This window comes from Deltaproteobacteria bacterium (assembly GCA_016709225.1).
GTDB classification, from domain to species: domain Bacteria; phylum Myxococcota_A; class Polyangia; order Nannocystales; family Nannocystaceae; genus Xiheibacterium; species Xiheibacterium phototrophicum.
In genome coordinates, this window is sequence record JADJEE010000001.1 from 3072313 (window position 1) to 3093183 (window position 20871).

19 protein-coding genes, 5 tRNA genes and 1 pseudogene are annotated in these 20871 nt (G+C 71.0%); 9 read left to right on the top strand and 16 right to left on the bottom strand.

Annotated elements, in window-relative coordinates; all coding sequences use genetic code 11:
• Positions 1-97: 97 nt before the first annotated feature.
• The 15 genes and pseudogenes from IPH07_12525 to IPH07_12595 form a co-directional block, all read right to left on the bottom strand.
• Positions 98-799: a 50S ribosomal protein L1 gene (locus IPH07_12525; GenBank protein MBK6918219.1), complete on the bottom strand. Its 702-nt coding sequence runs from the start codon at positions 797-799 to the stop codon at positions 98-100.
• Between the two features lie 121 nt (positions 800-920).
• Entirely contained in the window at positions 921-1343 is a 423-nt protein-coding gene (rplK, locus tag IPH07_12530) for a 50S ribosomal protein L11 (protein ID MBK6918220.1), read from the bottom strand.
• A gap of 37 nt (positions 1344-1380) precedes the next feature.
• A pseudogene (gene nusG / locus IPH07_12535) lies at positions 1381-1919 on the bottom strand (transcription termination/antitermination protein NusG).
• 23 nt (positions 1920-1942) lie between these two features.
• The gene (secE, locus tag IPH07_12540; GenBank protein MBK6918221.1) at positions 1943-2371 is read right to left on the bottom strand and encodes a preprotein translocase subunit SecE; all 429 of its coding nucleotides are present in this window, start codon (positions 2369-2371) and stop codon (positions 1943-1945) included.
• A gap of 159 nt (positions 2372-2530) precedes the next feature.
• Positions 2531-2603, bottom strand: a tRNA-Trp gene (locus IPH07_12545).
• A 76-nt stretch (positions 2604-2679) separates the two neighbouring features.
• A complete protein-coding gene (gene rpmG, locus IPH07_12550) occupies positions 2680-2841 on the bottom strand; it encodes a 50S ribosomal protein L33 (GenBank protein MBK6918222.1) in 162 nt (53 codons plus the stop codon).
• 302 nt (positions 2842-3143) lie between these two features.
• Positions 3144-3219 (bottom strand) — tRNA-Thr (locus IPH07_12555).
• A 19-nt stretch (positions 3220-3238) separates the two neighbouring features.
• A tRNA-Gly gene (locus IPH07_12560) sits at positions 3239-3311 on the bottom strand.
• A 67-nt stretch (positions 3312-3378) separates the two neighbouring features.
• Positions 3379-3461: transfer RNA gene (locus IPH07_12565), tRNA-Tyr, on the bottom strand.
• A gap of 91 nt (positions 3462-3552) precedes the next feature.
• Positions 3553-3624: transfer RNA gene (locus IPH07_12570), tRNA-Thr, on the bottom strand.
• A gap of 113 nt (positions 3625-3737) precedes the next feature.
• Positions 3738-4973, bottom strand: a complete 1236-nt coding sequence (locus IPH07_12575) for a hypothetical protein (GenBank protein ID MBK6918223.1) — start codon at positions 4971-4973, stop codon at positions 3738-3740.
• 89 nt (positions 4974-5062) lie between these two features.
• A complete protein-coding gene (locus IPH07_12580; protein ID MBK6918224.1) occupies positions 5063-6853 on the bottom strand; it encodes a HEAT repeat domain-containing protein in 1791 nt (596 codons plus the stop codon).
• Positions 6854-6902: 49 nt separating this feature from the next.
• A complete protein-coding gene (locus tag IPH07_12585) occupies positions 6903-7670 on the bottom strand; it encodes a polymer-forming cytoskeletal protein (protein MBK6918225.1) in 768 nt (255 codons plus the stop codon).
• A 3-nt stretch (positions 7671-7673) separates the two neighbouring features.
• Positions 7674-7988: a polymer-forming cytoskeletal protein gene (locus IPH07_12590; GenBank protein MBK6918226.1), complete on the bottom strand. Its 315-nt coding sequence runs from the start codon at positions 7986-7988 to the stop codon at positions 7674-7676.
• Positions 7989-8081: 93 nt separating this feature from the next.
• Positions 8082-8447: a polymer-forming cytoskeletal protein gene (locus tag IPH07_12595; protein MBK6918227.1), complete on the bottom strand. Its 366-nt coding sequence runs from the start codon at positions 8445-8447 to the stop codon at positions 8082-8084.
• 276 nt (positions 8448-8723) lie between these two features.
• Between IPH07_12595 and IPH07_12600 the strand changes: the two genes are divergently transcribed.
• The 3 genes from IPH07_12600 to IPH07_12610 are packed head-to-tail and all read left to right on the top strand — an operon-like array spanning position 8724 to position 13413.
• Positions 8724-10118: a glutamate--cysteine ligase gene (locus IPH07_12600; GenBank protein MBK6918228.1), complete on the top strand. Its 1395-nt coding sequence runs from the start codon at positions 8724-8726 to the stop codon at positions 10116-10118.
• Between the two features lie 53 nt (positions 10119-10171).
• Positions 10172-11581, top strand: coding sequence for a hypothetical protein (locus IPH07_12605; protein MBK6918229.1), 1410 nt, complete (start codon positions 10172-10174; stop codon positions 11579-11581).
• A 56-nt stretch (positions 11582-11637) separates the two neighbouring features.
• Positions 11638-13413 (top strand): hypothetical protein, encoded by a 1776-nt coding sequence (locus IPH07_12610; GenBank protein MBK6918230.1) that lies wholly within the window; start codon positions 11638-11640, stop codon positions 13411-13413.
• 7 nt (positions 13414-13420) lie between these two features.
• On the opposite strand, the gene IPH07_12615 is transcribed toward IPH07_12610, so the two are convergent.
• Positions 13421-14005, bottom strand: a complete 585-nt coding sequence (locus tag IPH07_12615; protein MBK6918231.1) for an ATP-binding protein — start codon at positions 14003-14005, stop codon at positions 13421-13423.
• 243 nt (positions 14006-14248) lie between these two features.
• Between IPH07_12615 and IPH07_12620 the strand changes: the two genes are divergently transcribed.
• The 6 genes from IPH07_12620 to IPH07_12645 all read left to right on the top strand — a co-directional run bounded on the left by IPH07_12620 (position 14249) and on the right by IPH07_12645 (position 20869).
• Positions 14249-14869 carry a sigma-70 family RNA polymerase sigma factor gene (locus IPH07_12620; protein ID MBK6918232.1) on the top strand — a complete coding sequence of 207 codons (621 nt, stop codon included), beginning with the start codon at positions 14249-14251 and terminating at the stop codon, positions 14867-14869.
• 115 nt (positions 14870-14984) lie between these two features.
• Complete coding sequence (locus tag IPH07_12625; protein MBK6918233.1) at positions 14985-16487, top strand: serine/threonine protein kinase; 1503 nt, start codon at positions 14985-14987, stop codon at positions 16485-16487.
• Complete coding sequence (locus IPH07_12630; protein ID MBK6918234.1) at positions 16484-17251, top strand: hypothetical protein; 768 nt, start codon at positions 16484-16486, stop codon at positions 17249-17251. The genes IPH07_12625 and IPH07_12630 overlap by 4 nt, the downstream gene beginning before the upstream one ends.
• A gap of 2 nt (positions 17252-17253) precedes the next feature.
• The gene (locus tag IPH07_12635) at positions 17254-18687 is read left to right on the top strand and encodes a hypothetical protein (GenBank protein MBK6918235.1); all 1434 of its coding nucleotides are present in this window, start codon (positions 17254-17256) and stop codon (positions 18685-18687) included.
• Positions 18688-18735: 48 nt separating this feature from the next.
• A complete protein-coding gene (locus IPH07_12640) occupies positions 18736-19419 on the top strand; it encodes a hypothetical protein (GenBank protein MBK6918236.1) in 684 nt (227 codons plus the stop codon).
• A gap of 13 nt (positions 19420-19432) precedes the next feature.
• Positions 19433-20869: a DUF1585 domain-containing protein gene (locus IPH07_12645; GenBank protein ID MBK6918237.1), complete on the top strand. Its 1437-nt coding sequence runs from the start codon at positions 19433-19435 to the stop codon at positions 20867-20869.
• Positions 20870-20871 lie beyond the last annotated feature (2 nt).

Below are 20871 nucleotides of genomic sequence, written 5' to 3' on the forward strand. Positions count from 1 at the left end.
GCGCCCGGCGTGCCGGGGGACGGTGGCCCGAACGCAAACGGGCGTCGCAGCTGCTGCCGCGACGCCCGCTCGGGTCGAACCGCCGGGGCGGTGCGAATCAGTTCTTCTCGACCAGCGCCGCGACCTCGTTGGTGTCGATGCGCAAGCCGGGGCCCATCGTTGCGCTCACGGTAAGGCTCTTCCAGTACTTGCCCTTGGCGGTCTGCGGCTTGAGGCGCTGCAGCTGCTCGAGCAGGGCGACCAGGTTCTCGCGGATCTTCTCGGGTCCGAACGAGATCTTCCCGATCGGCGCATGCACGATGCCGGTCTTCTCGGTGCGGAACTCGATGCGACCAGCCTTCAGCTCGCGCACGGCCCGGGCGACGTCCATCGTGACCGTGCCGACCTTCGGGTTCGGCATCAGGTTGCGGGGACCGAGCACGCGACCCAGGCGACCGACCAGACCCATCATGTCGGGCGTCGCGATCGCGCTGTCGAAGTCGAGCCAACCACCCTGGATCTTCTCGACCAGGTCCTCGGCGCCGACCAGGTCGGCACCGGCGGCGTTGGCCTCGCTCGCGCGCTCACCCTTGGCGAACACCACCACGCGCACGGTCTTGCCGGTGCCGTGGGGCAGCGCGCAGCTCGAGCGGATCATCTGGTCGGCGTGCTTGGGGTTCACACCCAGGCGCGCGGCGACGTCGATGCTCTGATCGAACTTCGTCTTCGAGACCTCGGTGACGAGGCGGCATGCCTCCTCGAGGGTGTATCGCTTCTGCGGATCGACGCTCGCACGCTCTTTGACGTAACGCTTGCCCATGGGGTCGTATCGACTCCTGCGAGGTCCGAACGGGCGTGAACGCCCTCCCTCGCTGCTGCTCGTGATGTGCCGTCTTGGCCGGGATTGGCGTCGACGGCGATCGCACTGGAGACCGACGCCGTCAGTCGACGACGTCGAGGCCCATCGAACGCGCGGTGCCGGCGATGCTGCGCGCGGCAGCCTCGACGTCGAACGCGTTCATGTCCTTGAGCTTGAACTCGGCAATCTCGCGCACCTGCTTGTGCGTGACCTTGCCCTTCTTCACCTTGTTCGGCTCGCCGGAGCCGCCTTCGATGCCGGCGGCCTTCATCAGCATCACCGAGGCCGGCGGGGTCTTGGTGATGAACGTGAAGGAGCGGTCCGAGAACACCGTGATCTCGACGGGGATCACCGTGCCCTTGTCCTTGGCAGTTCGTGCGTTGAACTGCTTCACGAACTCCATGATGTTGACGCCCTTCGAACCCAGCGCTGGGCCGATGGGCGGTGCCGGCGTGGCCTCACCACCCTTGCACTGCAACTTGACGATCGCGGTTACCTTCTTCATGGCGAAATCCTGCGGGCAACGGGGGCGGCGGACGGCATCAGCTGGCCACCGGCTCGACTTCGGCGAAGTCGACGGTCACGGGCGTGGGACGCCCGAAGATCGAAACGGACATCTTCACCTTGCGCTTGTCGCGGTCGACGTCCTCGACCTCGCCGGTGAAGTTGGCGAACGGCCCGCTCTTGACGCGGACATGGTCGCCGACGTTGTAGGTGACATCGGGCACCACCACCTGGACCTCGGCCTGCGGCTCGGTCTGGCCCAGCGTGCGGGCCATCTCCGAGGCCGGCACCGCGCGCGGCGTGTTGCCGCCGAGGAAGCCGGTGACCTTCGGTGTGTTCTTGACGAGGTGCCAGGTCTCCTTCGTGAGTTCCATGTTCACGAAGAGGTAGCCAGGATCAGCTTGCGGTTGGTCTTGACGGTCTTCTTGCCGCGCCGCTCCGTGACCTGCTCGCTCGGGACGTAGATGTCACCGAACAGCTCCGCGATGGGCTTGCCCTTGATGCGGTCTTCGAGCGCTCGCTTGACCGAGTTCTCGTAGCCCGAGAAGGTGTGCACGACATACCATTCCATGGGGATCTGCCTCTCGTCGCCCTACCGCGCTAGATGCCGTAGAGGAGGTCGGTCACCTTGGACCAGACGGTGTCGATGCCGGCGAGGATCACCGAGCAGATGAGGGTCATGACGATCACGACCATGGTCGCCACGCGGACCTCGGCCTTCGTCGGCCATGAGACCTGCGACACCTCGGTCACGACCTCGGTCACGTACTGGAACCAGTGCGGCTTGCGCCACGCCCACGCGGTGGCGATGAGCGCGACCGTGATGCCGATGATCTGCGACTTGAGCTCGTTGGCGCGACCGACCTGCGGCCAGTAGCTCCACACCGCGGCCCAGATGTCCTCCACCGCGTGGGCCAGCACCCACGCACCGAGGAAGGCGCCGAGCACGAACACGAGATGCGCCCAGCGACGGGGGTCGAACTCCCGTGCCGTGGTCGGCTTTCGTTTGCTTCGGCGCGCGCGCGACATGATGACTGCTTCTCCTGGTGACCCACCCGAGCTTCGCGGCGGGTCGTCCCCGCGACCGCTGCCGCCCAGCGACCCGCGGAGGTGTCGCGGGCGACACGTGCGGGCGAAGGAGGTGGTCCGTCGAGGATGATGCGAGCTCGGTCATTTCTGACCGAGCGGCAGGGCGTGAGGGGCTCGAACCCCCGGCCTGCGGATTTGGAGTCCGCTGCTCTACCAACTGAGCTAACGCCCTGTGCGAACGATTGCCTCGCCTGCGATCTCGCCACGGCCCACGAGGGGCGCGATGGCGGAGCTCCCACGGACGAGGGCTACTTGGTCTCCTTGTGATCCGTGTGCTTCCGGCAGAAGCGGCAGTACTTCTTGAGATTGAGCTTCTCGGGCGTGTTACGTCGGTTCTTCATCTTGGAGTAGTTCCGACGCTTGCACTCTTGGCACTCGAGCGAAATGATGATGCGGTGTCCGGCGGCCATGGGGTCGTCTTCGGGCGAAGGGTGCGAACGGATAGCAAGACTCGTTCCGCGTTGCAACCGGCCCGAGGGTGATCGCGCTCGGGGTCGTCGGGGGCACCGATGCGGGGCGACGGGCGGGGCGACGGACGCCGGCGGGCGGGGCCGCGGGCGAATTGGGCCCCCCAACCGGGTGGGTCACGGGCGCCGGCGAAGCCCTCGCGTGAGCGGGCTCGCTTGGCCGATCACCCGCCGGGGCGGACGCGAGATCGTCCGTCGCTGCGCGAGCCTCCCCGCGGGGACTCGACCCCGACGGCGGTGCGCCGTGGAGCCCTCGACCGGATTTGAACCGGTGACCTCATCCTTACCAAGGATGCGCTCTACCAACTGAGCTACGAGGGCGAACGTGGAGCGAAGGGGGAGCGGGAGACGAGGCTCGAACTCGCGACATTCAGCTTGGAAGGCTGACGCTCTACCAACTGAGCTACTCCCGCTTGGTGCCCTCGCGACCGGGGTCGCGAAGGCGGTGCCGAACTCGGGCAGGTGCCCGAGGGCCGGCGGTGGATGGGGTAGGATTCGAACCTACGAAGCGGTGACGCGGCGGGTTTACAGCCCGCTCCCTTTGGCCACTCGGGAACCCATCCTCGAGGTGTCGCGGACTCGGGCGAGCCGACGACGTCATGACGTGGTGGACCAGGTGCCCCCTCGCGGGTCGAGGGCGTGGCGCGAACGCAGAGCTGGCGATGGGATTCGAACCCGCAACCGCCTGATTACAAATCAGGTGCTCTACCGTTGAGCTACGCCAGCGTGGGGGACGTGCAGGGCCTCCTTCGACCGGGGTTGCGGTCGGGGCCGCGTCTATATCCGCTGCTCCGGACTTGGTCAAGGGCAACGCCGTGGGTACGCGTGCTCGCACGGCGTCACGGCGAAAGCGGGGTCATCGGCGGCACGAAGAGCTTGCGGTCCGCGGCGCGCGGAGCCGGCCCGTCCTCGCCCGGGGGCGCCGAGGTACCCGTGGGGCGCTCCGGCCCCGCGGTCGCAGGCTCGCCCGCGAGGCGCGCGAGCGGCTTGCCGAGGTCGGCATCGTCGCCGTGCAGGGCCGCCTGCAGGTGGGAGAGCTTGGCCTCGGTCTGCGCCGTGAACTCGCTCTCGTAGCCCAGTCGACGCGCCGTCTCGAGGTTCTTCTCGAACACCCAGATCGCCTTGTCGACGATCGGTCGGATCTGCTTCTTGAGCTCGTCGTAGTAGATCTGCTTGTGGCGCGCGTCGAGCCACGCGGGCACGGGCGCGTACATCAGCGCGTCGTAGAACTCGCTGAAGAGCGTGCCGAGCTGGAAGCCCGCGGCCGAGACCCAGAACATGTGCTTGGCCTTGATGGTGGCGTTGTAGGCGTCCTGGGCCGCGACCAGCAGCTCGAGCTTCTGCTTGAAGCGCGCCGCCATGACCTTCTCGGGCAGCTCGATGGTCACCTCGCGGAAGCGACGGTGCAGGATCGCAGCGCGGTAGAACCTCGCCATGCCGACGAAGTAGTAGGTGCTGAAGCGCTCGCTGGCGTCGCGCTCGGCCTGCACGAAGACCTCGTCGGCGTGGGTGAGCACGCGATCGGCATCGTCGAAGCGATCGAGGTTGAACAGCGCGTAGCCCTGCCGCGCGAGCGCCTCGATGCGCGTCGAGGGCAGCTGCCCCGGCGCCACCGCGACCGCCTCGAAGCTGCGCGCCGAGGCCTCCCAGCGCCCGAGCTCCGCCTCGCAAGCACCACGCCGGGCGTAGGCGATCGCGGCATCCTCGGCGCGGCCGTGGCGATCGAGGTACGCGTCCCAGGTGCGCACCGCGGCCGCACAGTCGCGCAGGTCCTCGTGGGCCTGGGCCAGCCCCAGCAGGGCGCGGCGTCGCTGCTCCTGCGTGGCCGCGGCCTCGCCCACCACGCGACCGAACAGCGCGACCGCCTCGGCGGCGCGCTCCTGCTGCAGTGCGTCCTCGGCCTCACGCAGCGCACCGGCGAGATCGCGGGGCGCATCGGTGGCGTCGACGGTCGCACCACCGCCGCGGTCGTCCGCGTCCGACGGCGTCGTGGTGGCACCACCGCGACGAGGCCCGCACGCGACCGACACCGCGAGCAGCAGCAGCGTCGTTGCGCGCGCGTGGGAGGGGACCATCGACGCCATCGCCTTCGCCTGACAACGCCGCGATGCCGGCGTTCCCGCGCCTCGCGGCCCCCGCGACGGGGGCGGCACCGGCCGCCGCGCTAGGGTGCCTTCGCGGCGGGGGCCGCCGGCGCCGCGCCCTCGTTGCCGAAGCGCGCGATGGTGTCGCGGGCCATCAGCACGGCGGGCTGGAACTTGACGTCGGTCGAGAGGTTCTCGGCCGCGAGCACGGCCTCGAGCGCGCTGGCGCACTCGGGACACGCGGTACCACCGTGCAGCATCTTCGAGGGCAGCCAGGCCATCGTCACGCGCGCGTCGGGGTTGCGGACCTTGTAGGCCTTGGCGATCTCGGCGGCGACCTTGGGATCGTTGTCGGCCAGCTTGGCCAGCTCGAACGCCGCCTTCTCGCGTGCGAACCAGTTGGCGTTCGAGTCGCGCAGGGTCTCGAGGTAGCAGTCCTTGCCGGCCTTGCACTTCTTGGCCAGCGCGATGCCCTCGCTCCACTGCGCCATTTCCTTCTTCACCGCCGGATCGGTGGCGGCCGCGATGGCCTCCTCGACCTTGCCGATTTCCTCGGGGCTGGCGGCGAGCACGGCGAAGCGCGCGGCGTCCCATCGCGGCTTGAGCACGAACTCCTTGGTCACTGCGTCCTTCGAGAACTCGGCCGACTTCATCGCGTTGATGAGGCAGTCGACCGCCGCGGGCCCGCCCACGCGCCCGAGCGCCTCGAGCATCGCGAACATGACGTCGGGCTCCTTGCTGGTCAGGGAGCACAGGCACAGCGCCTCGGCGGCGCGCGGGTCACCGATGAGACCGAGTGACTGCGCAACCACGGCCCGCAGCGAGGTGAGCGCGATGCCGAGACCGCCGTCGTCGGCCTCGGCGTCCTCCTCGCCCTCCTTCTTGTCCTTCTTGGCATCGGCCGGCGGCGCCTCGCAGTCCTTGCGGGGATAGGCGGCCAGCAGCGCGTCGAGGGCCTTGGGCGAGCCCATGGCGCCGAGGATGCTGGCGGCGGTCTGCGTGACCACGAACTGGTTCAGCCCCTCGCCCTCGTTCTGCGCCATCGCCTGCGCGAGCAGCTTCTGCACCTCTTCGTGCTTGCCGTTCAGCATCTCGATGACGCGCGGGATCGCCGGGTCACCGATCGCCACCAACGCCTGCTTGGCGCGGACGGCCACGTTCTTGCTCGTGCCGGCATCGGGCACGCGGAACGCCACGGTGAGCAGCGCGTCGACGGCCTTCGGGTCACCGATCTGGCCCAGCGCGGTCGCGGCCGCACGGTGGACGTTGGTGGGCTGCTTGTCGCGGGGCTGTTGCATCGCATCGATGAGCACGTCGACCGCCCGCTTGTCGCGGAGCGCACCGAGGGCCTCGGCCATCAGCATGCGAACCTTGCCGTTCTCCTCGTCGTTGCCGCCGTCGTTCTTGGGGTTTTGGATCAGCTTCTTGAACTCGTCGATGACGGTCTGGACGCTGTCGGCGGCCTTGGCCTTGCGGATGCCCTCGAGCGCGAGGATCGAGCGCTTGCGGGCCTCGACGCTGCCGTCGAGCGCGAGCGCCTTGTTCCAGATGACCGAGCCCTCCGGGCGACCGACGTCGCGCAGCATCACGAGGATCTTCTCGTGATGCTCCGGCACCTCGTCCCAGACCTCGGCGAACACCGGGATCACCTTCTCGGCGAACTCCTGCAGGCGGTCCTTGTTGTCGGGCGAGGTCACGACCGTCTTGGTCAGCTCCTCGAGGCCCGAGAAGCCCGCGGCGCGCTTGCTGCTGTCGCGAATGCGCTCGATGTGCGTCTCGAACTTGTAGGGGTCGGGCTCCTTGCACGCACCGGCCAACAGCGCGAGCGAGAGCAGGGACGCAGACAGCAGCTTTTGGACGCTCGACTTCATGGGGACCTCCGGTCGTCGCCGGCATGACGCCGGCGGCGCTGTTGGGCGTTTAGCGACGGCTGACGCGTCGCTTGCCCGGCTTGGGGATGCGTGCGCGCGGCGAGAGCTTCTTCTTGGGCGCGTTCGCCGGGGTCTCGGCGCGGGCGGGGACGTCGGCACGGGTGGCTCGCACGCCGCGGAAGCGCGCCTCGGGCTCGGCCTCGGGCGGCGACGGGGGATCGGCCGGCAGCGCGTTGTGCCGCACGATCACCGTCGGCTCGTCGTCGACGGTGTCGCGCGCGGGCTCGGCCCGCTCGGTGCGCTTGGGTGGCGCGCGTCGCTCGGGTGCGCGATCGAGGGTCACGGCGCGCTCGGCTCGCTCGGGTGCCCGCGTCACCGCCGGCGTCGGTCGACGCGCGGTGGTCGTCACCGGGCGCGTGCGTGCGGCGGCGACCCGCGGCTTCTCGCGGGCCGGCGGCGGCTCGGCGCCCATGCGCACGTTGCCCTTGAACGCGGCGCCATCGGCTACGACCAGCCGCGGCGCGTTGATGTCACCGACCAGCTTGGCGCCGGCGTGCAGCGTGACGCAGTCGCGCGCGGTGACGTTGCCGATCACGACGCCGGAGATGACCACGTCGTGGGCGTCGACCTCGGCCGCCACGATGCCACCGGGCGCGACGTACAGCGTCTGCGTCAGCGAGATCGCGCCGTCGATGCGGCCCTGCACGTGGAGGTCCTCCTCGCCGCTGACGCGCCCGAGCACGCGGATGTCGGGCCCGATGACGGTGCCGTTGGTGCTGCCGCCCAGGGGTGTGCTCGCGTGGGTTGTGCGGGCCATGGGTCAGCCATCCATGTCGACGGAGCCCTTGAAGGACGCTCCATCGGCGATGAGAACGCGGGGCGCCCGGATGTCTCCGACCACGCGACAGTTGCTCTTGAGCTCCGCGCGCTCGGTGGCATGGATGTCACCGGTGACGGTCCCGTGGATCGTGATGGTGGAGGTCTCGACGTTGGCCTCGACCACGCCGCTCTCCTCCACGAAGATGTTCTCGCGCAGGCTGACGCGGCCCTTGACGGTCCCCTGCACGACGAGGTCCTCGTCGCCGGTGATCTCGCCGTCGATGACGATGGTGCTGCCTATGACGGTGTTGGCCATGATGCTTGCTGCTTTGCGAAGGGGCGCGCGTGCGAGCCGAGGGAACGGCGCGGGCGAAATCGGGGTCGGAAGCGGGAATTCGGGCGGCGCGGGCTAGCGGCCGCGGCCCAGGCCGTCGGGGAGCTGGACGTCCATCTCCACGGCGCCGTCGAAGCGCGCGCCGTCGTGGATCATGACGCGGGGGGCACGGACGTTGCCCACGACCTGGGCGCCGCGCTCGATGGTGATGGAGCGGCTGGCCACGATGTCTCCGCGGACCTCACCGTGGACCTCGACGCTCGAGACGTCGAGGTCGGCCTCGACGATGCCGCCGGGCGCGACCACCAGGTGGCCGACCAGGGCGACGCTGCCCTCGAGTCGACCCTCGACGACGAGATCTTCCTCACCGGAGAGGGCACCGCGCACGGTGATCTGCGGGCCGAGGACGCAGGTGGTGGTTCGTGGGGCGGCGGCGGCCATCGGCGCTTCGTGCTCTCGTCCTTCCGGTGGAAACCGGCGGGCGCAGGCTAACAACGCCGCATCGGGGCGGTCAAGCGCGCCCGGGCCCGGTGCCGCGACGCACCCATGCGGGGTTTCGGGCATGCTCGGGCGCGCTGGGGCGGACCTCGCGTGGGCCCGCGCGAACGGCCACGCAGTCGGGGTAACAACGCCGTGCGCACGGGCGATCGAGCGAGACGCGAGGTCGCCATGCTCGTCGCAGACCCCCACCCCACGCCGGTCCTCCCGCCAACTTTCATGCGACCCCGACACGCCGACGACGAGCCGATCTCACGCACCGACTTGCTCGACGTCTTCGTCGCGGCCGAGCGGCCAGACCCGAGCACCCATCTGGTCGGCACCGAGCTGGAGAAGTTCGGCGTGCGCGTGCCCGCCGATGGCGGGCCGCTGTTGCCGATCGACTACGGTGACATCGCAAACGTGCTCGCCGCGCTGTGCGAGCGCCACGGCTGGGAGATCGGGCCCGACCACGGCATCGACGGCGAGGTCGTCGAGCTGCGTCGCGATGGTGCCTCGATCACGCTCGAGCCCGGCGGTCAGCTCGAGCTGAGCGGCAAGCCGCTGCAGACCATCCACCAGACCTGCGGCGAGTTCACCCAGCACTACCGCGAGCTGCACGACGTCTCGCTGCCATTGTCACTGTCGTGGTTCGCGGCGGGCTTCCACCCCTTCGCGACCCGCGACGAGCTCAACTGGATGCCCAAGGGCCGCTATCGCGTGATGCGGGAGTTCTTGCCGACCCGCGGTGCGCGTGGGCTCGACATGATGCTGCGCACCTGCACCGTGCAAGCGAACTTCGACTTCGCGTCGGAGCAGCAGTGCGGCAGCCGCATGCGGGTCGCCAACGCGATCGCGCCGGTGGTGGCCGCGATGTTCGCCAACTCGCCGCACGTCGAGGGCCGCGACACCGGACTGCGAACCGCCCGCAGCACGGTGTGGACCGACGTCGACAACGATCGCTGCGGCACCCCCGACTTCGTGTTCGACGGCCAGCCCTTCTCGTACGAGCGCTACGTCGACTGGGCGATCGACGTGCCGATGTTCTTCGTCAAGCGCGATGATCGCTACCATCCGCACCACGTGCCGTTCTCGCAGTTCATGCGCGAGGGCTTCACCGACGCGCAGGGCCGCCATCACACCGCGACGTGGGCCGATTGGATCACGCACATGTCGACGGTGTTCCCCGAGGTGCGGCTCAAGCCGTTCATCGAGTTCCGCTCGGCCGATGCGGTATCGTCGAAGTACGTGTGCGCCCTGCCGGCGCTGCTCAAGGGCATCCTCTATAGCGACGACGCCTGCGAGGAGCTGTGGCAGCGACTCGGGGGCCTGGACGCCGGCGCCCGCGCGCAGCTGTGGTTCGAGGCCCGGCACGCGGGTCTGTCGTCGGCGCTGCTCCAGCCACACGCGCAGCGGATGCTCCAGCTGGCCCGCGAGGGCCTCGAACGCGCGGACGTGCGCGACGATCGCGGCCGCACCGAGGCGCGCTTCCTCGACCGCCTCGAGCCGCTGGTGCGTGGCGGACAGAGCCCGGCCGATCTCGTGCTCGAGGAGGTCGGCGGCCACGCCGGCCGCACGCCCGAGGGCCAGCGCGCGCTGGTGCGGGCGCACTACTTCGCCGGCGTCGAGCCATAGTTCGCAGCCCAAAAAGCAGCGCGCCGCGGCAGCTCGCGCTACGATCGCCAGCGATGCTGCCCCGCAGCCTCGCCCGGTCGAAGGGTGCGCTCGGCTTCGCGCTGACGCTGTGCTCGTGTGGCGCGAAGCCCTGGGCCGAGCCCGCGCCGGCCGGACCCGCGACCGCGGTGCCGCAGGCCGCCGGCGAGACCGCGCCGCCGGTGGTGACACCGCCGCCGCCCGAGCCGACCGCGATCGAGAACGACGCCAGCCGAGCAGCGCACCTCCACGTGCAGACGCGCGCGGCCGGCAGTGCCCTGCCCGCGCGCGACGACGTGCCCTACCAGCCGATCGAGCGCGCGAAGGCGGCGCTGCAGCACTTCCACACCGCGCTGCGCGAGCTCGAAGGCGGCAGGGACGCCGACGGCAAGGTCCGCGTGCTGGTGTACGGCTCGTCGTCGGTCGCCGTCGATCGCTACACCGGCTATCTGCGCGGCTACCTGCAGCAGCGCTTCGGTGACGGCGGCATCGGCTTCGTCGCCGCGGCGCCGTTGTGGCGATGGCATCGCCACAACGAAGTCGCGCTCACCAGCACCAAGGGCTGGAGCACCGAGCACGCGCAGAAGAAGACCACGCACCTGGGCGGTCACCTCGGCCTGCTCGGCGCCGCCACCTACGCCAAGCGCAAGCGCTCGTCGACGATCATCCGCGGTGGCACGCCGGAGTCGTTCACCGACTACGCCGACAGCGATCGCGTGACGCTGCATTACCTCGAGCAGCCCAAGGGCGGCCGCTTCACGGTCGAGCTCGGCGATCGCAAGCTCCGCACCGTGCCGACCCGCGGCAACGCGGTGGTCGCCAAGCAGCTCGAGGTCCCGAAGCGCGATGGTCCGCTGCCGCCGCTGCACGTGGTGCTGCAGGGCGATGGCGAGGTCGCGCTGCTGGGCGCGAGCTTCGAGCGCGACGAGCCCGGCGTGGTGGTCGACGCGCTCGGCATCGGCGGCACGCGGGCCGCCAACATGCTCGCGTGGGACGAGCCCGAGTGGGCCACGGCCGTCGCCGCGCGTACGGCCGACCTGTGGGTGCTCGCCTACGGCGCCAACGAGTGCATCGACGAGGACGAGGACATCGAGGTCTACCGCAACAACCTCCAGCGCGTGCTGCTGCGCCTGCACACCGCGGCACCCGACGCCAGCTGCGTGCTGGTGGGCCCGGTCGACTTCCCGGTGCAGGATCCCGAGACCCAGCTGTGGGGGCCACGCGCCCGGCTCTCGCAGATCATCGAGATCCAGCGCGAGCTCGCCGGCACCCAGGGCTGCGGGTTCTTCGACACCCGCGCGTGGATGGGCGGCGAGGGTTCGATGGACCGCTGGGTGGTCGCCGAGCTCGCCAAGGCCGATCACCTGCACTTCACCAAGCTCGGCTACCTGCACCTCGGGCGCGTGCTCGCGGATGCACTGATGTACGATCTCGACGCCGGCTGACGCCACCCGTCGTGCGACGTGGCACGCGGTGCCGCAGCCGTGGTACTGCAGCTTCGATGCCGTCACGCCTGCTGCCCACGCTGTCGGCCGTGCTCGCCCTCGCCTGCACACCGGCCGTGCACGGCCCCACCGCCGCGCCCCCGACGGTCGCGGTTGCGACCCCCGAGAGCCCGCCACCCGGCGCTGCGATCACGCCGCCTGCGGCCCTCGACGCCCGCGTGTCGGGCGAGCTGCTGCACGCCGACCTGCGGCGGCTCGAGCAGCTGCTGGTCGACAGCCACCCCGATGCCTTCAGCGGTGGCGGTGGCCGGGTCGCGTTCGCCCGCCGCTTCGCCGATGTCGCGGCGGCCATCGGCGACGACGGCATGAGCGTGGCCGAGTTCCTCGCGCGCGTGCAGCCACTGGTCGCGGCGGTCCGCGACGGCCACACCACGATCGGCTCGCCGCTGGCGGGCGACGGCGGCCGCCGTGCACAGCTCGAGCTGTCGATCGCCGGCGGTGAGATCTACGTGGCGGGGGTCACCGCGCCCGCCGATCGCCACTGGCTCGGCGCGCGCGTGAGCGGCGTGGCCGGGGTGGGCATCGCCGAGCTCGCCGCGCGCATGCAGACCCTGCGCGGCTACGACAACGCGTACACCAACCTCGTGCACCTGCGCGACGCGTTGGTGCGACCCGATGGCCTCGCGGCACTGCTGCGCTCGGAGGCCCCGCCGACCACGCTGGCGCTGGAGCTGTCGCCCGCCCACGGGGCGGCCGCGTCGTGGAAGGTGCCGTTCGCGAACGCAACACCGGCGATGCTGCGACCGCCGACCCACTACGAGGCGCCTTCGCTCGACGACGCCGGCATGGGTTGGGGCTTCGTCGACGGTTCGAAGTCCATCGCGGTGCTGCGCATCGCGTCGATGATGCGCTACCGCGAGGCCTTCGAGGTCTGGCGCGCGACCGGCTTCACCGCCAACCTCGGCGACCACCTCACCGCGGTCGCGAAGGCTGCCGCCCCCTACGACCGGCCGCGCAACGTCGACGAGGCCATCGCGTTGGTGCCCTCGGCGACCGCGACGATGACCGCGTTGATGTCCGAGATGGCCGAGCACCACACGCAGGTGCTCATCGTCGATCTGCGCGGCAACACCGGCGGGAACTCGGCGATGAACGCCATCGTCGGCTACTTCCTGATGCCGGTGAACGAGCTCGTCAGCCTCGACGAGGGCTACCAGATCCCGCGCTACTCGCAGCTGTGGCTCGACAACCACGACGCCACCCTCGACCAGCTGCGCGCGCGGATCCCCGGCATCGAGCTCGGCGATTTCGACTTCTCGGAGGAACGGCGCTGGCGCGCGCACCATCGCGCGGCCGACCACGACACGCCGCCCGTCGACGACGTGCAAGCCCGCATCGATGCGTTCGTCGCCCAGGCCGACGCGATCCCGACCTTCGCCGCCGAGCTACGGGAGCGGCGATGGAGCGCGGGCTTCACCGGCCCGGTGGTGGTGGTCGGCGACGCCGACACCTACAGCGCGGGCTTCGACCTGCTGGCGATGCTGGTGCGGCGCGGCGCCACCTTCGTGGGCACGCCGTCGTCACAGGCGGGCAACTGCTTCATCGACGCGCTCGGCTACGAGCTCCCCTACAGCGGGCTGCGCGGCTCGATCTCCTACAAGCGCAGCCTCATGTTCCCCGACGATCCCGCGCGCGGCGAGCTGCTGCGCCCCGACGTCGAACTCACGTGGCGCGAGCTGGCGGCGCACCACTTCGACCCCGAGGCCGCGATGCAGCTGGCGATCGCCGCCGCCCGCACACGCGCCCGGCACGGACGCGCGCGGCGACCGTGAGTCCGACTCACGCAGGCGCGAGCCGATCGACGATCTCGCTGAGCTTGCCGAGCCCCTTGGTGATCTTCGCCAAGAACGATGGCTCGTGCGCGACGAAGGTGAAGCGCGGATGCTGCGACCACAGCTCGCGCAGGCGGGCGTCGAGCACCACCGCCTCGTCGTTGCTCTCGACCCGTGCCGGGTTGCCGCTCTCGATGGACAGGCCACCGACCGCGGCGGTCTCGAAGAAGATGACCTCGTCGTAGCGCGCGAGCTCGGCCTGCATCGAGCTGCCGACCGCTGCGAAGAACTCCTGCGCGGGTCCCGGCCAGTAGGCGGCACCATCGATCGTGCCGCGATCGCACAGCAGCACGCGCCGGGGATAGCGGGCCAGCTGCACCGCCTCGAGGTTGTACTGCACGTGGTAGATGGCCAGCTGCACCGCCCGCCGGGCCGGCGGATCGCTGGGCCGCGGGAAGCCGCCGCCGAGCAACATCGTGGCGGCCTCCGGCACCGTGACCAGCCGCGGTCCCAGCTCGCGGCGGAACAGATCGATCGCGGTGGTCTTGCCGGCCCCCGGGCCCCCGGTGACGACGATGCGTGGATGGGTCATGGGCTGCGAGCATGCGACGGCTGTGGCCCCGGAACACACCGACCCGGCGAGCGAGCCGCAGCGTCCCCCTCGTGGGTTGCGGCGGCGACTTGGGCCCGCCGCGACGATGGCACGCGCACCTGCCCGGGCGTGTACGCCGACGACGCGTGGGCGCTGGCGACCCGGCGGCCGGGCCTCCCACTGCGCGGGCCTGCCCGGAGCGCGCTTGCAATCGCAGCGCTGCGCAGCCCAAAGTTCTCCACCGTGGGCGACGACGAAGCGGCGCTGCTGCGTGCGTGGCGAGCCGGCGACAGCGCGGCCGGTGAGGCCTTCACGCGGGCGTACTACGGCAGCATCCTCGGCTTCTTCCGCCTGCGTGCACCCGAGGTGGCCGACGACCTGGCGCAGAAGACGTTCCTCGCCTGCGTCGAGGGCCGCTCGCACGTCGAAGCGGGCAACGTTCGTGCGTTCCTCTTCGGGATCGCGCGCAACCTGCTGCTGCGTCACCTGCGAGACCGCCATCGCGACCTCGACCTCGCGCACTTCGACGCCGGCCGACCGCAGAGCGTCCTCAGCCCCAGCGGCGTGATCGCACAGCGTCACGAACACTGGCTGTTGCTGCGCGCGCTCGAGCGGCTGCCCGACGACACCCAGCTACTGCTCGGGCTGCACTACGTGCAGGGCCTGCGCAGCCGCGAGATCGCCGATGTGCTCGGCGTCACCACGACCACGGTCACGACCCGGCTGTCGCGGGCCCGCGACGCCTTGCGAGAGCAGGTCGCGACGCTGCGCGCACCCGAGGCCGCCCGGCATGCCGTACTCGACGACCTCGAGGCGTGGGCGCGCTCGCTCGCGGGCCTCGTCGCCGGCGAGCCCAACGACTGAGCCTTGGCGCACGAGGGCCGCCCCAGCGCCGGCCCGTGTCCTGGCGGCGTTCGGCGGTGGATCCAGGCCTCACGGAACCCCGGCGTCGTTTTGGCAACCCCACTACGGGGTGACGGTGCGCGCGACGATCTCGAGGCCGCAACGCGGCTTGCGTCCGGGGACGCGGCTCGGCCGCTACTGTGTGGTGCGTCGCATCGGCGGCGGCGGCATGGCCGAGCTCTACCTCGCGCGGCTCGACGGGCCCAACCGCTTCGTGAAGCCGGTCGCGCTCAAGTTGATGCACGCACACCTGACGGACACGCCGGAGTTCGTCGGCATGTTCATGCGCGAGGCTAGGATCGCCGCGTCGCTGCAGCACCCCCAGATCGTCCAGGTGCTCGATGTCGGCGAGTACGACGGCGAGTACTTCCTCGCGCTCGAGTATGTGCACGGCCTCGACCTGCGTCGGGTGCTCGCCGAGCGTCGCGGGGTCCCGCTCCCGCTGGGCGCTGCGCTGCGCATCGTGCTCGACATCGCCACCGCCCTGCACCACGCCCACAGCCTGTGCGACGGCAGTGGTCGCCCGCTCGGCATCGTCCACCGCGACGTGTCGCCGAGCAACATCCTCATCGCCTACGACGGCGCGGTGAAGCTGACGGACTTCGGCATCGCGCACATGACCGAGCAGACCCACGTCACTGCGACCGGCGCGCTCAAGGGGAAGCCGGGCTACATGTCGCCCGAGCAGTGCCTGCAAGAGCACATCGACGCGCGCAGCGACGTGTTCGCGCTCGGCGTGGTGCTCTACGAGCTGACGACCGGCCGCGCGGCATTCCCCGGCGACATGATCGCGACGATGAACCGCATCCTCGACGGTCGCTACACGGCGCCGGGGCAGCTCGTCCGCGGCTATCCGCCGGCGCTCGCGACCATCGTCGCACGCGCCCTCGCACCGCGGGCCGAGCAGCGCTATCCGTCGGCGGCGGCGTTGCGGGCCGCGATCGACGGGTTTGCGCGCCAACAGCCCGGGCTCGACACCGGCACCGAAGGCCTCGTCGCGCTGCTCACCGCGCGCTTCGGAGCCGCGCCGCAGCCCGACCTCGACACGCCGGCGCTGACGGTGGTCATGCCCACGACGGTGGTGGACTCGGTGAGTCCGATGCTGGTGCCGGCCAACGGTGCCACCGTGCTCGAGCGAGCACGCCCGAGGCACCATCGACTGGGCGTGGGTGCGCTCGGGGTGCTCGCCGGCGGCCTGCTCGGCTGGCAGATCGCCCGCGCCGGTGGCACGTCCGCCGCCGCGCCCGGGCCGCTCGACGCAGCGACCGCGCCACACGTCGTCGAGGCGATCGCGCCGGCGCGTGTCGTCGCCGACGCAGCACCGCGCCCATCGTCGGGATCACCGCTGCCGGTGCAGACAACCGCGACGCCGACCATGGTCGCGCCCGTGGTGGTGCCGATCGCCGCTGACCCGGTCGCCGCCGGAGCTGTCGGTGCGACGGCCACGACCGCCGCCGCCGCCCAGCTTCGGATCAAGCGCGCCCGCGCGAAGCGACGCGTCGCCGCGCCGCCACACCAGCCCACGACGACAGCGCCGACGCGCTCTGCGGACGCGATGCTGCCGAGGTCTGCCCGATGATCGCGCTGGCGTTCACCCTGGCGCTGCTCGGCGCAGCCCCGGCGACCGAGGCGTGGCGCGAGCATCCCGAGTTCCTCCGCGGCGCGCGGGCGTTCGACGCCCAACGCTGGGACGAGGCCGCCGACGCATTCGCGGCAGCCTACGCCGAGCACCCCTGCCGCGAGCTGCTGTGGGCGCATGCGCAGTCGCTGCGCTTCGCGGGTCGCTGCGACGAGGCGCTGCCGCTGTACCAGCAGTTCCTCGACGCCGATCCCGACGCCGACGAGCTCGCCGACGTGCACACCAACCTCGACGCCTGTCGTGCCGAGGTCGGCGCGACCCAGGCGATCGCGACGCCGCAGGCGGCAGCGCCTGCACCCCCGCCCGCACCAAGCGTCCTCCCGACGGCTGCCGCGGGCGCACGGCCGTCGCCACGCGGGCCCGTCGACGACGCAAGCCCACCGCGCCGCGCCGAGCCGAACCCGCGCCGCGATCGCTGGGCCCATGCGTTGCTGTGGTCGGGCGTCGGCGTCGCGGGTCTCGGCGCGGGCCTGCTCGGGGCCGGCCACGCGCGCCGTCATCAGGCCGCGGGTGCCCGCACCGAGATCGAGTACCAGGCCGCGTTCGCCGGCGCGCCCGCACTCGGCAACGCGGGCATTGCCGTGCTCGCCTCGAGCGCGACCCTCATCACCGCCGGCATCGTGCGCTTCGCCGTCGTGGCCGCACGCGCGCGTCGCCATGGACGCTCGCTGGCCCGCCTGTCCGCCACCGCGGGGGCGCGGTAGCCGTGCGCGCGTGGTTCCGCCTCGCCGTGGTGGCCTGCGGCGTCGGGATGGGCTGCGTACGGCCCGACGCGTTCGTCTGCGATCAAGACCTCGACTGCGTCCGGGCGGCCGGTGTCGGCCACTGCGAGGAGACGTCGTTCTGCAGCTACGACGACGCGCTGTGCGGGTCGCGGCGGCGGTACAGCGAGCTCGCGGGCCCGTTCGCCGGCGAGTGCGTGACCCCCGAGGGCGTCGCATCGTCGTCACCGACCGTGCCGGGTGACACCGACGACGACGACGGCGTCGCGGACGACGGCGGCGCGACCGAGGCCACGCCCGACGACGGCAGCGAGGACGATGGCGGCGCGCCGGCGCCGAGCGACGGACACCTGGTGTGGAGCCGGCTCGTGAGTCACCCGAGCGGCGGCTCCGATCGCTTCGGCGCACTGCTCGTCACCGGCGATCGCATCGTCGCAGCTGGCCAGCAGCGAACCGACCTCTCGATCGTGGCGCTCGCAGCCGGCAGCGGCGACATCGTCGCGCAGCTCATCCACGACGTCGGCGGCAGCGACGATGCCGTCCACGCGCTCGCGCTGGGCGACGGTGGCGAGCTCGTCGCATGCGGACGCAACGACGACGCGATCCTCGGCGTGCAGGCGTGGATCGGCACCGTGGACGCCGCGCTGACCGAGCCACCGCTGGTCGCGTCGTTCTGGCGCGAGCACACCTGTCACGCCGTCATGCCGCTGGACGCCGAGCGCATGATCGCCGCCGGCGAGGGCCTGCCGTTCCTGCCCGGCCCCGGGTACGCGTGGCTCTACGCCTTCGAGCGCGACAACCCCACGCTCGGCACGGTGCACGAGAACGAAGGTGACCAGAGCGTGTGGCACGCGGCTGCGCAGGTGAGCGGCATCCCGATGTTCGGTGGCCGACTCGGCGCGAGCACACAGGCCGGCAAGGGCGTCGTCGCTGGACTCGACGACGCCGAGAGTCCCTCGCAGTTCGCGGTGTTCTCCGACGCGCTGTGGGCCGTGCACGGCCTCGTGCCCGACGCGGGTGGCTTCGTGCTCGGCGGATTCGAGTCCACCGCTGGCGCGGCCACGGCCTGGGTCAGCGCGCACACGCCGTCCGGCGGCGAGCGTTGGTCGTGGCGGCCGGGCCACGCACCGTGGCCGACCTCGGGCATCGAAGCGGTCGCGGTCGACAGCCAGGGCTTCACCGTCGCGGTCGGCTTCGTCAGCGACGGTAGCGATCAGCAGCGTTGGATCGTGCGGCTCGACTCCGGCGGCGCGCTGCTGTGGTCGTACGCGCTACCCAACGAGGTGACCGGCGGACGCGACCTCGCGAGCGCCGTCGCGATCTTGCCGGGCGACGACATCGTGGTCGTCGGCGAAGCCGAGGTTGCGCCCGGTGAGACCGACGCATGGGTCGCACGATTTTCTCCCGACGACGCGTGACAAGGTCGGCGCCCGTGGAACTTCCCTCTTCAGAAGGGAATGACACGAATGAACGACCGCAACCTGCTCCGACTCGGGCTCACGCTCGGCATGCTGTTGACCGCCTGCGACGACGGCGGTGACGATCGCGAGGGCAGCGGCAACCTCACCGGTACCGCCGCCACCGCAGGCTCTGCGGATGCAACCAGCGCCAGCGGGGCCGAAGGCGACGCCGGCTCCGACTCGAGCGAGCCTGGTGACGACTCCGGCGACCCCGGAGACGGCTCGACGTCCACCGACCCGCAGCCCGACCCCAGCGCCGGCGAAGACACCGGCGCAGACCCGACCACGGGCGGCGGCGATCCGAGCACCGGCGTACGCGGTGCCGTGGTGCGGTCGGTCGCGCCGGCGCCCGGTCAGGACGCAATCGGCACGCTCTACGTGGGCCTGCTGCTCGAGTGCACCGCCGACTCGGCACAGGCCGGCGGCGCGACCCCGGTGATGGGTGCAGACCTCTCCGCAGAAGGATCGCAGGCGCTGTACGAAGTGACCGGCGTCGCACCCGGCACCTACTTCCTGGTCGCGTTCCTCGACGACAACCTCAACGCCGATCCCAACGCGCCCTACGCCGACAACGCCGACCTCGTCACCGCCAACGGCTTCGCGCCGGGCTGCGTCGAGGTCACGATCGTCGACGGCCAGATGACGACCGCGCCCGCGGCGGTGAATCTCAACCTCGTGTACCCGCTGTGAAGGAGTGACCGCGATGGCGACACTCCACACCAGACTCCTGACGGCGGCGTGCGGCCTCGCGCCGGGGGTGATCGCTGGCGTCGCCGAGGCCAAGCCCTCGGCGCCGCGCGAGTTCTGCGGCATCTATGCCGACGCGCCCGAGTGCCTCGGTCGCACGATCACGTGCGCCAAGTGCCACACATCGACGCAACCCGTCGCGTGGAACAACTATGGGCTCGCGGTGTACGGGGCCCTCGATGGCGAGGCGTTCGAAGACAACCTCGGGGCCGCGCTCGCCGCAATCGAGGACGACGACAGCGACGGCGACGGGCTCACCAACCTCGAGGAGATCGAGATCGGCACGAACCCCGGCGACCCCTTGTCGCAGTGGATGCCGCTGCCCGAGCCATCGGGGCCCGGCAACGATCACTACGCGGTCGGCCACTACGACCCGGTGTTCGCGTACCGCCGGGTGCGGTTGCTGTTCTGCGGCGCGTCGCCCAGCTTCGACGAGATCGAGACGTTCGCCGGCCTCACCGGCGACGCACAGCGCGAGGCCCTGCACGAGGACCTCGCCGCGTGCTTGCAGTCGGAGCACTGGATCGACGAGGCGCTGGTGGAGCTCGCGCACCCGAAGATTCGTCCGGTCACCGCCTACGGCGCCGACACGTCGATCTCGGTGATGGGTTTCGTGATCACCGTGGCGGACTACGACTGGGACTACCGACTGTGGCAGTGGGCGCTCACCGACGATCACGACGCCCGCGAGATGCTCACCGCCCAGTACCACGTCGCGCGCGACGATGACGGCGCGCTGGTACGCGTCGAAGGCGTGATCCCGGCGCCGCCGATGCGCTTCGCGGGCGGCCAGCCGATCGAGCCCGAGCACCGCGCGGGGCTGCTGACGACGCAGTGGAACTTGTTCCTCAACACCATGTTCTCCGCCCTACCGCGGGTGACCGCCGGCCACGCCTACCGAGCGTTCCTCGGGCTCGACCTTTCCCTGCAGCAGGGCATCGCGCCGGTCCACGGCGAGCCGCTCGACCTCGACGCCAAGGGCGTCGACGCGCCCGCGTGCGCGCAGTGCCACTCGACGCTCGATCCGATGGCGTACGCCTTCGCAGAGTACGAGGGCTTCGACATGACCAATGCGCCGAGCCTGGTCATCGGCACCTACCGACCCGAGCGGCCTGCCATGCGGATCCCCGGCTGGGAGGCGTCACGACCGGCGTTCATCATGCTCGGGCACGAGGTCGCAAACCTGGTCGAGATGGCGCGCGTGATGGCCGACTCGCCCGAGTTCATCCGCAACCTGGCGAACACCTTCTTCGTGTACGCCGTCGGCCACGAGCCACAGCCCGACGAGCTGGCCGAGTTCGACGCGCTGTGGACCGCGCTGCCCGACGACGGCTACTCGGCCAACCGCCTGCTCCACCGCCTGATCGACACCGACGCCTTCGGGACGCCGTGAGG